4 protein-coding genes are annotated in these 7708 nt (G+C 64.3%); all 4 read left to right on the top strand.

Annotation, left to right across the window (positions count from 1 at the left end; translation table 11 throughout):
* Positions 1 to 20 precede the first annotated feature (20 nt).
* The 4 genes from AC1VXC_RS15830 (at position 21) to mutS (ending at position 7559) form a co-directional block, all read left to right on the top strand.
* Positions 21 to 2309 carry an Orn/Lys/Arg family decarboxylase gene (locus tag AC1VXC_RS15830; protein WP_313170605.1) on the top strand — a complete coding sequence of 763 codons (2289 nt, stop codon included), beginning with the start codon at positions 21 to 23 and terminating at the stop codon, positions 2307 to 2309.
* A gap of 332 nt (positions 2310 to 2641) precedes the next feature.
* Positions 2642 to 3547: a cation diffusion facilitator family transporter gene (locus tag AC1VXC_RS15835; protein ID WP_481538975.1), complete on the top strand. Its 906-nt coding sequence runs from the start codon at positions 2642 to 2644 to the stop codon at positions 3545 to 3547.
* Positions 3544 to 4878 carry an amino acid permease gene (locus AC1VXC_RS15840; RefSeq protein WP_481538976.1) on the top strand — a complete coding sequence of 445 codons (1335 nt, stop codon included), beginning with the start codon at positions 3544 to 3546 and terminating at the stop codon, positions 4876 to 4878. Before AC1VXC_RS15835 ends, AC1VXC_RS15840 begins: the two co-directional genes overlap by 4 nt.
* 125 nt (positions 4879 to 5003) lie before the next feature.
* On the top strand, positions 5004 to 7559 hold the full coding sequence (gene mutS / locus AC1VXC_RS15845) for a DNA mismatch repair protein MutS (RefSeq protein WP_481538983.1): 2556 nt from the start codon (positions 5004 to 5006) through the stop codon (positions 7557 to 7559).
* Positions 7560 to 7708: the final 149 nt, after the last annotated feature.

Genomic DNA, 7708 nt, shown 5'->3' on the forward strand with positions numbered 1-7708 from the left:
CGGTAGACAGGAACAACACCATGTACTTCAAATCACTCGACTACCCGATCGTCATCATCGATGCCGACTACGAATCGCCGCGTATCGCCGGCATCCTTATCCGCGCCCTCGCCGAAGAGCTGCGCAAGAGCGACCAGCGTGTACTCACCGGCCTGAACCTGGACGATGCCCGCGCCGGCGCACGCACCTACGTGGCCGCCTCGGCGGTACTGATTTCCATCGACGGCACCGAGGACGATGACGACCAGTTCCAACGCCTGCTCGCCTTCCTGCGCGAGCAGAGCCAGCGCCGCGCCGATTTGCCGGTATTCCTCTACGGCGAACGCCGCACCATCGAGAAGATACCGAGCAAGCTGCTCAAGTTCGTGCACGGCTACATCTTCCTGTTCGAAGACACCAAGAGCTTCATCGCCAGGCAAGTGATGCGCGCGGCCGACGACTACATGGCCAAGCTGCTGCCACCGTTCTTCAAGGCGCTGATCCATCACTCGGCCCAATCCAACTACTCCTGGCATACCCCCGGCCATGCCGGCGGTGTCGCCTTCACCAAGTCGCCCGTTGGCCGTGCACTGCATCAGTTCTACGGCGAGAACACCCTGCGCAGCGATCTGTCCATTTCGGTGCCGGAGCTCGGCTCACTGCTCGACCACACCGGTCCGATCCGTGATGCCGAAACCGAGGCGGCGCGCAATTTCGGCGCCGACCATACCTTCTTTGTCACCAATGGCACCTCCACCGCCAACAAGATCGTCTGGCATGGCACGGTGGCGCGGGGTGACATCGTGTTCGTCGACCGCAACTGTCACAAGTCGCTGCTGCACGCACTTATCATGACGGGCGGCATCCCGGTGTACTTTACCCCCAGCCGCAATGCCCACGGCATCATCGGGCCGATCAGCCTGGACCAGTTCTCCGGCGAGGCCCTGCAGAAGATGATCCAGGCCAACCCCCTGGCCAGCAAGGCCGCCAAGCCCGGGGTGAAACCGCGCATTGCGGTGGTCACCAACTCCACCTATGACGGGCTCTGCTACAACGCCGAGAAGATCGCCGACAACCTGGGCACCGCGGTGGACTTCCTGCATTTCGATGAAGCCTGGTACGCCTATGCCGCGTTCCATCCCTTCTACGAGAACCACTACGGCATGGCCAAGGGCAAGCCGCGTGAGCAGGACGCCATCATCTTCACCACCCACTCCACGCACAAGTTGCTGGCCGCGTTCTCGCAGGCCTCGATGATCCACGTGCGCAATGCCGCTACCCGCGAACTGGATGCGGAACGCTTCAACGAATCCTTCATGATGCACACCTCCACCAGCCCGCACTACGGCATCATCGCCGCCTGCGATGTCGCCTCCAAGATGATGGAAGGTGACGCGGGTAAATCCCTGGTGCAGGAAATGCACGATGAGGCCGTCGCCTTCCGCCGTGCAATGCTGCACGTCAGTGAGGATCTGGGCCGCGATGACTGGTGGTTCAAGGTCTGGCAGCCCGACGGCGTGGAGCGCACCCTGGCCAAGGGCGACAGCAGCAAGCCGATGGTCACCTCGCGCCCCGATTGGTACCTGCGCCCGGATGCGCGCTGGCACGGCTTCGACAACCTCGCCGATGACTATGTGCTCATCGATCCGGTAAAGGTCACCTTGCTGACACCCGGCCTGTCGATGGACGGCGAGATGGGAAAACTGGGAATACCTGCGGCAATTCTCAGCAAATTCCTGTGGTCGCGCGGCATTACCGTGGAGAAGACCAACCTGTACTCGGTGCTGTTCCTGTTCTCGATGGGCATCACCAAGGGCAAGTGGAGCACCCTGGTCACCGAGTTGCTGGCATTCAAGGACCTGTACGATGCCAACGCACCGCTGAGCCAATCACTGCCCAGCCTGCTCGAAGACAATGCCGCTGCCTACGTCGGTTGGGGCCTGCGCGATCTCTGTGCAGCCCTGCATGAGTTCAACCGCGAGTTCCGCGTAGCCGAGGTGATGCGCGAGATGTACGTGGAGCTGCCGGAGCCGGTGATCACACCGGCCGAAGCCTATAACCATCTGGTGCGTGGTGAGATCGAGCGGGTGGACATCGACCAGCTCAGCGGCCGCGTTGCCGGCACCATGCTGGTGCCCTACCCGCCTGGCATTCCGACCATCATGCCGGGCGAGCGTTTCGGCGCCAGCGACGATCCCATCATCCAATCGCTGCGCATCGCCCGCGAACAGAATGCACGCTTCCCGGGGTTTGAATCGGATGTGCATGGCTTGATCATCGACAACAGCGGGGAGAAGCCGAGTTATCGGGTGGAGGTTCTGAAGGTTTGACCCCGAAGCAAAAGCAATACATGCCTTCCCTTCTCCCGCTCGCGGGGTTGAGAACAGGCGTGTGCGAGCCAAAGTCCCGTGCCTGTTCGTACGCCCCGCGTGCTACGCGGGGCCGGGGCGCGGAACGAGGTGCCCTGCAGGCGCAGATGAGGAGAGCCTTTGGCTCTTGGCTTCCTGCACTTTGGCCTTGGCTTTGGCTCCGCTCTGCTCAGATCAAAATCTGCGCCACGTGCTTTCAAAGCGCCCTCACCCCAACCCCTCTCCCGTAAACGGGAGAGGGGCTTTTAGAGCCTAGCTCCCCTTACATTGCTATCGGGCCGCCGACCAACCAGATGACCAGCACCCGCCAGGAACAACGCGTATTGAAACTCTCCATCGCGGCGACCGTGCTGGTCGCTGCGATCGGCTTCTTTGGTGGCATGCTCGCCCGCTCGCAGGCCATCCTGTTCGATGGCATCTACAGCCTCGTGGATGTGGCGTTGACGCTGGTAGCTCTGGCCGTGCTGCGGCTGATGGCCCGCGAACAGAGTCCGCGCTTCCAATACGGTTTCTGGCATCTGGAGCCGATGGTCGAGGCGCTGGGCGGCGCCATTCTCAGCCTGGCCTGCATCTATGCGCTGGCCAATGCGGTCATCGGCTTCAGCGATGGCGGCCACGAAACCCGGGTTGGCCCTGGCCTGATCTGGGCCGGCTTACTGGCGGTGGTGGACCTGGCAATGGCCATATGGATTGGCCGCCATGCACGGCGACTGCAATCCGGCCTGCTGCGTCTGGACGCACGCGCCTGGCTGCTGACCGGATTGATGAGCCTTGCCGTGGTGCTCTCGTTCGTCATTGCACTGGCATTGCACGGTGGCACGCATGAGCACTGGATTCCCTACCTTGACCCCTTGGTGCTGGCCTGTATCGCTTTGGCGACGCTACCAGTGCCCTTGCTTGGCGCATGGAAAGCCGCGCGCGAAGTCCTGCAGGTAGCCCCCAGCGAACTGGACCAACTCGTGCAACAGGTGATGCAGGCGTTCGTCGCCAGGCATCACTTCGAAGGCTTCACCAGCCACGTCGCCAAGATCGGCCGCATGCAGTTTGTCGAAATCCATATCCTGACCAGGCCCGATACCCAGCTCGGCTGCATCGGTGATGTCGACCGCCTGCGCGATGAAATCGCATCGCAGCTGGATGCACGCTCGGGACGCTTCTGGCTGACCATCGACTTCACTTCCGACCCGGCCTGGACATGAGCTCACCCGCCCCGAAGAAGATGGGCCTGACCATGGCGACCATGCTGGTTGCCGGCAACATGATCGGCACCGGGGTATTCCTGCTGCCGGCCAATCTGGCCACCGTCGGCAGCATCTCCTCGTTGGGCTGGCTGATCGCCACCGCTGGCGCCATCGCCCTGGGGCTGGTGTTCGCCCGCCTGTCACAACTCGATCCGCAGCCCGGCGGCCCCTATGCCTACGCGCGCGACGCCTTCGGCAATTACATCGGCTTTGTCAGCAATTACGCCTATTGGTTCGGCAACTGGATCGGCAATGTCGCCATCGCCCTGGTGGTAACCGGCTACCTGAGCCACTTGTGGCCGTGGCTGCAGGACGTCCATCCGCGATTGGGCTTCACCCTCGCCGTGATCTGGCTGCTGAGCCTGGCCAATGCACGCGGTGCCCGCTGGATCGGCGCGCTGGAGACCGGCACCTTGCTGCTGGCCCTGATCCCGATACTGGGCATCGCCGTGTTCGGTTGGTGGTGGTTCGATCCAGCACTGTTCAGCGCCGGCTGGAACGTCAGCGGCATGGGGGACAGCGCCGCCATCTCCCGCAGTGCCTCCATCGCCTTGTGGGCGTTCATGGGAGTGGAAAGCGCGGCGGTATCGGCCGATGTGATCGACAACCCCAAGCGCAACATCCCACTGGCCACCCTGCTTGGCTTGGCGCTGGCGGCAGTGATCTACATCATCTGCTCGCTGGTGATCATGGGCATCGTGCCAATGGCACAGCTGCGCGACTCCTCGGCACCGTTTGCCGATGTCGCGCAGTTGATGATCGGCCCTTGGGGCATGCTGGTGATCGCATTGTGCGCGATCCTCAAATCGGCCGGCGCGCTGGGCGGCTGGATGCTGCTGGTCGGCCAATCGGCGAAGGCGGCAGCCGAGGATGGTCTGTTCCCCCGGGTGTTCTGCCGACTCAACAAGCACGGCATGCCCGGCGCCGGCCTGATGATCGTGGCGGTACTGATGAGCGCGCTGCTGCTGGCCACCTCCTCGCCTACCCTGGCCCGCCAATTTGATCAGCTGACCAACATCGCCGTATTGCTGACCATCATCCCCTATCTGTTCTCGGCGGGTGCACTGATCTGTTCCACGCTGGAACGCGGTGAACAGGGATGGATGCGCGCCGCCTGCCTGTTCACCGCCGCCGCAGCGGTGGTTTACTGCCTCTACGCGCTGCTCGGCGCAGACACCCAGTTGCTGGCCTATGCCACCGTCGCGGTCCTGTTCAGCGCGGCCCTGTATCCCTTCTTCCGCCAGCGGATGCTGCAGGCCGGCAAGGGAGCGACAGCCGGGCACGGATAGTTCCCACGCCGACGGTTCGTGCTGCGCCGGGTCAGCCCCTACAATGTTGCCTTTGTGGCAGCCCCCTGCCCGGCAATGGAAGTGGAACCCGCGTGACCGAGAAGAAGCCCGAACATACCCCGTTGATGAAGCAGTTCTTCGCAGCCAAGTCCGAGTACCCGGACCTGCTGCTGTTCTTCCGGATGGGCGATTTCTACGAACTGTTCTATGACGACGCGCGCAAGGCCGCGCGCCTGCTCGATATCACCCTGACCCAGCGCGGCAGCTCCGGCGGTGCGCCGATCCCGATGGCCGGCGTGCCGGTGCATTCCTTCGAAGGCTATCTGGCGCGGCTGGTGGCAGTCGGCGAGTCGGTGGCGATCTGCGAGCAGATCGGCGACCCGGCCTTGGCCAAAGGCCTGGTCGAACGCAAGGTAGTGCGCGTGGTCACCCCCGGCACCGTCACCGACGAGGCCCTGCTGGACGAACGCCGCGATACCTTGCTGATGGCGCTGTCGCGCAGCAAGGCCGGCTACGGCCTGGCCTGGGCCGATCTGGCCGGCGGTCGCTTCCTGGTCAATGAAGTAGACAACGACGACGCGCTGGAAGCCGAACTGGCCCGGCTGGAACCGGCCGAACTGCTGGTGCCCGACGAAGAGAACTGGCCCGAATTCCTGCGCCACCGCAGCGGCGTGCGCCGCCGAGCACCGTGGCTGTTCGACGCCGACAGTGGTCGTCGCCACCTGCTGAACTTCTTCAAGCTGCACGACCTGAGCGGCTTCGGCATTGACGACAAGCCGCGCGCCACCGGGGCCGCCGGCGCCCTGCTCGGCTATGTCGAGGAAACCCAGAAGCAGCGCCTGCCGCACCTGACCGCCATCGCGATGGAGAACGCTGGTGAAGCGATCGCGATGAATGCCGCCACCCGCCGTCATCTGGAGCTGGATACGCGCGTTGATGGCGACACCCGCAACACCTTGCTCGGCGTGCTCGACAGCACGGTCTCGCCGATGGGCGGGCGCCTGCTGCGGCGCTGGCTGCACCGCCCGTTGCGCCTGCGCAACGTGCTGCAGCAACGCCACCATGCCGTAGCCACTCTGATCGATCGCGGCGCCGATGCCGACCTGCGCGACAGCTTCCGCGCGCTTGGCGATATCGAACGTATCTTGACCCGCATGGCACTGCGCTCGGCGCGGCCGCGCGATTTCTCCACCCTGCGTGATGGCCTGGGCCTATTGCCGGCCATCAACGCGCAGCTGGACACGCTGGATTCGCCGCGCCTGCAGCAGTTGCGCGCCGAGCTGGGCTCGCACTATGAAAGCGCGCACCTGCTGGCCAGCGCCATTGCCGAACAGCCGCCGCTGAAACTGTCCGACGGCGGCGTGATCGCCGAAGGCTACGACGCCGAGCTGGACGAGCTGCGCCGCCTGTCCACCCATGCCGACCAGTTTCTGATCGACCTGGAGGCGCGCGAGCGCCAGGCCAGCGGCATCGCCACCTTGAAGGTCGGCTACAACCGCGTGCATGGCTATTACATCGAGATCAGCAAGGGCCAGGCCGACAAGGCACCGGTGCACTACACCCGCCGCCAGACCCTGACCAATGCAGAGCGCTACATCACCGAGGAGTTGAAGAACTTCGAGGACAAGGTGCTGTCGGCACGCGAGCGCTCGCTCAGCCGCGAAAAGCTGCTGTACGAAGGCCTGCTCGACATCGTCGGCGAGCAGTTGGAGCCCTTGAAGCGCTGTGCCGGTGCCTTGAGCGAGCTGGACGTGCTGGCTGCATTCGCCGAGCGCGCGCAGGCACTGGACTGGGCGCAGCCGGAACTGCAGGAAGACGCCTGCCTGCGCATCGAGCGCGGCCGCCACCCGGTGGTGGAAGCAGTGCGCGAAGCACCGTTCGAGCCCAATGACCTGGACCTGCACCCGGACCGCCGCATGCTGGTCATCACCGGCCCGAACATGGGCGGTAAGTCGACCTATATGCGGCAGAACGCACTGATCGTGCTGCTGGCGCATATCGGCAGCTTCGTGCCGGCCAGCCGTGCGGTGATCGGCCCGATCGACCGCATCCTGACCCGCATCGGCGCCGGCGACGACCTTGCCAAGGGCCAATCCACCTTCATGGTGGAAATGGCCGAGACCAGCTACATCCTGCACCACGCCAGCGCGCACTCGCTGGTGTTGATGGACGAAATCGGCCGCGGCACCTCCACCTATGACGGCCTGGCCCTGGCCGACGCGGTGGCCCGCCACCTGGCTTACCAGAACCGCTGCTACACCTTGTTCGCCACCCACTACTTCGAGCTGACCGCGCTGGCCGACGAGAGCCACGAAGGCGGCGCCAGCGGCATCGCCAACGTGCATCTGGATGCGGTGGAACACGGCGACACCCTGGTGTTCATGCACGCAGTGAAGGACGGCCCGGCCAACCGCAGCTTTGGTTTGCAGGTAGCTGCACTGGCCGGCCTGCCCAAGTCGACGGTAGCGCAGGCGCGCCGCCGTCTGGCCGAGCTTGAACAGCGCGGCGGTGAAACCCAGAGCGCGGCGATGGCTCCACAGGCCCTGGATGCGCCGCAGCAGTTTGGTCTGTTTGCCGCGCCGAACTCAGCGGCTCTGGATGCACTGCAGGCGATCGATCCGGATGAGCTGACACCGAAGCAGGCGCTGGAAGCGCTGTACCGGGTGAAGTCTCTGATCTGAGCAGCAGCGGCCCTGTAGTGCCGAGCCATGCTCGGCATGAAGCCTCACCTGTAGTGCCGAGCCATGCTCGGCATGAAGCCTCACCTGTAGTGGGGGGCCCCGCGAGGCCCCGGGCGGAAAGCAGCCACCCCCCAAACACACGCACGAAG

It is taken from the genome of Stenotrophomonas sp. STEN033 (assembly GCF_056856655.1).

Coding starts and splice junctions, on each gene's coding strand:
- mutS (WP_481538983.1), top strand. CDS start 5,004: ATGAAGCAGTTCTTCGCAGCCAAGTCCGAGTACCCGGACCTGCTGCTG.
- AC1VXC_RS15835 (WP_481538975.1), top strand. CDS start 2,642: ATGACCAGCACCCGCCAGGAACAACGCGTATTGAAACTCTCCATCGCG.
- AC1VXC_RS15830 (WP_313170605.1), top strand. CDS start 21: ATGTACTTCAAATCACTCGACTACCCGATCGTCATCATCGATGCCGAC.
- AC1VXC_RS15840 (WP_481538976.1), top strand. CDS start 3,544: ATGAGCTCACCCGCCCCGAAGAAGATGGGCCTGACCATGGCGACCATG.